Origin of the sequence: Candidatus Thiosymbion oneisti (assembly GCF_004359955.1) — a bacterium.
Lineage (GTDB): Bacteria > Pseudomonadota > Gammaproteobacteria > Chromatiales > Chromatiaceae > Thiosymbion > Thiosymbion oneisti.
On record NZ_SMSC01000074.1, the window covers coordinates 1 to 2,273 of the forward strand.

The window sequence follows — 2,273 nt, forward strand, 5'->3', positions numbered from 1 at the left end:
GGCTGCCATCCGGCGGGTGACGGCGCGCCCACCGCCGCGGCAATCGCGGCGCTTGGCGCACGCGCCTGACCCGCCCTACGGGCTTTGTCCCCCTCTCCCCAACTCCCCTTTTGGCTCGTTCCCACGCTCCAGCGTGGGAACGCAGTTGTCCGCTCGGGACAAGGTTTCATGACACTGGAGCGTCTGGGATTTGCTCCCAGGCTGAAGCGTGGGAGCCAGAGAGCGCCTTGAACCGATGATCCCAGTCGAATCCTCCGGACAGCCCCGTAGGGCGGGAAAGCGCAGCGCATCCCGCCTTCAGCCTTTGTCATCTATCCGGATCTTCCTATGCTCAATATGCGTCTTTGGGATTCATCCAGTCACCGGCTACCAGCTACCGGTAGCCGGCGACTGGTAGCTGGTAGCTGGTAGCTGGCAGCTGAATTGCCCACCCGACATCCACGATCCCCCCTCGCCGCGCCCGGCTCATGGACCGGGCTACATCTCAGCCAGAATTTGCGCCTTGAGATCCCGCTTGAGGATCTTCCCCATACCGGACAAGGGCAGCGCCTCCAGGATCCGGGCCTGTTTGGGTACCTTGTAGGCGGCCAGGTTCTCGCGCAGGAAGGCGATGAGTTCATCCTCGGTCGCCGTCGCCCCAGGTCTCAAGGTCACGCAGGCCATGCCCACCTCGCCCCAGCGTGGGTCCGGTACCCCGATGACGGCACATTGAAACACGGCCGGATGCCGGTAGAGCACACCCTCGAGCTCGGTGGGGTAGACATTTTCGCCCCCCGAGATATACATATCCTTCTTGCGGTCGGTGACGAAGAAATATCCCTCCTCGTCCTGGTAGACCAGATCCCCGGTGTGGAACCAGCCGTCCGCGTCCAGGGCCCGGGCGCTCTCCTCGGGATCGGCGAAGTAACCGGAGAAGCGGCTGGGGCCCTTCAACACCAGCTCGCCGACGGCGCCGGGCCCCAGCAGGCGGTTGGCGTCGTCCATCACCCGCGCATCGATGAAGTAGTTGGGGCGTCCGATACTGCCCGCCTTGCGCTGCGCGTCCTCCGCAGGCAAGGCAAACAAGCCGGGACCGAATTCGGTCATGCCGAAACCCTGCTTGAACCGGACCCCCTTCTGCTCGCCGTACTGCTCGATCAGGGGCACCGGCAGCGGGGCCCCCCCGCTGGTGCAGAACCGCAGACTGCCAAGATCGGCCCTCGACCAGTTCGGGGCCTGGGTCAACGCCTGGTACATGGTAGGCACCCCGGCGAAGACCGTGATCCGCTCCTGCGCGATCAGGTCCAGCACCTGGACCGGGTCGAACTGGCGCGTGAGCACACTGGTATTGCCGAAGATGATCTGAGCGGAAAGATAGGCGAACAGGCCCCCGGCGTGGAACAAAGGGAACACACACAGATAGATGTCGTCATGGCGCAGATCGTGGATCACCGTATTGAGCACATTCCACACGATCATCCGATGACTGATCATGGCGCCCTTCGGGAGGCCGGTGGTGCCCCCGGTGAACAGCAGACAGGCGGTGTCCTCCATATCTAGGGAGTCACAGGTGATCGCCGCCGGTGCTGTCCGTTCCAGCACCTCTTGGAGCGGATGACTGCCGGGGATACCGCTCCCCTCACAGTGCAGATAATGGCCGATGGTATGGGACCGGTCGGTCGCGTCCTGCTGCAGGAAGCGCGCGGCCTCTCGGAAGTCGTCGGAGTAGAGCAGGACCTTGGGTCCCGTCTTCTCGATCAGGGCCGCCAGCTCCCGAGCGTGCAGACGCCAATTGAGGGCGGTGTGGATAGCCCCCAGCTTGCCGCAGGCGAAAAAGGCATCCAGGTGCTCCACCCCGTCCCGGGCCAGGATGGCGACCCGATCCCCCTTACCGACGCCGGCCACCTCCCGCAACCAGCCGGCAAGCCGGTTGGCCCGCTCGTCGAACGCCCGGTAGCTGAGCCGCAGCACGGGCTCCTTACCGACATCGATGATCGCGATCCGATCGGGAGAATAAAGCGCGCGCCGGCCCAGATAGTCACCGATATACATAGAAAATGCTCCGAATTCGGCTGCCTAGAGATTAAGGATGATACCGGCTACCAGTCGCCAGCTACCAGTCGCCAGCTACCAGTCTTTTTTCTCGTTCCCACGCTCCGGCGTGGGAACGCCGCTGTGGCCGCTCCAGCGGCCGAGGTTTCATGACGCTGGAGCGTGGGAGTCAGAGAGGTTGCGTTAGCCGCACGGGGAAAGGCTTCGGGAAGCACGGCGTCGAACGCGGCGTAACGCAACAC

General features: G+C 64.0%; 1 protein-coding gene. It reads right to left on the minus strand.

All coding sequences use genetic code 11. From position 1 onward, the window contains the following. Window positions 1-477: 477 nt before the first annotated feature. Window positions 478-2,031 carry a class I adenylate-forming enzyme family protein gene (locus E1958_RS19395; protein ID WP_133513334.1) on the minus strand — a complete coding sequence of 518 codons (1,554 nt, stop codon included), beginning with the start codon at window positions 2,029-2,031 and terminating at the stop codon, window positions 478-480. Window positions 2,032-2,273: the final 242 nt, after the last annotated feature.

Excerpts from the sequence above, each read along its gene's own strand:
- E1958_RS19395 (WP_133513334.1), bottom strand. The coding sequence starts at position 2,031 with ATGTATATCGGTGACTATCTGGGCCGGCGCGCGCTTTATTCTCCCGAT.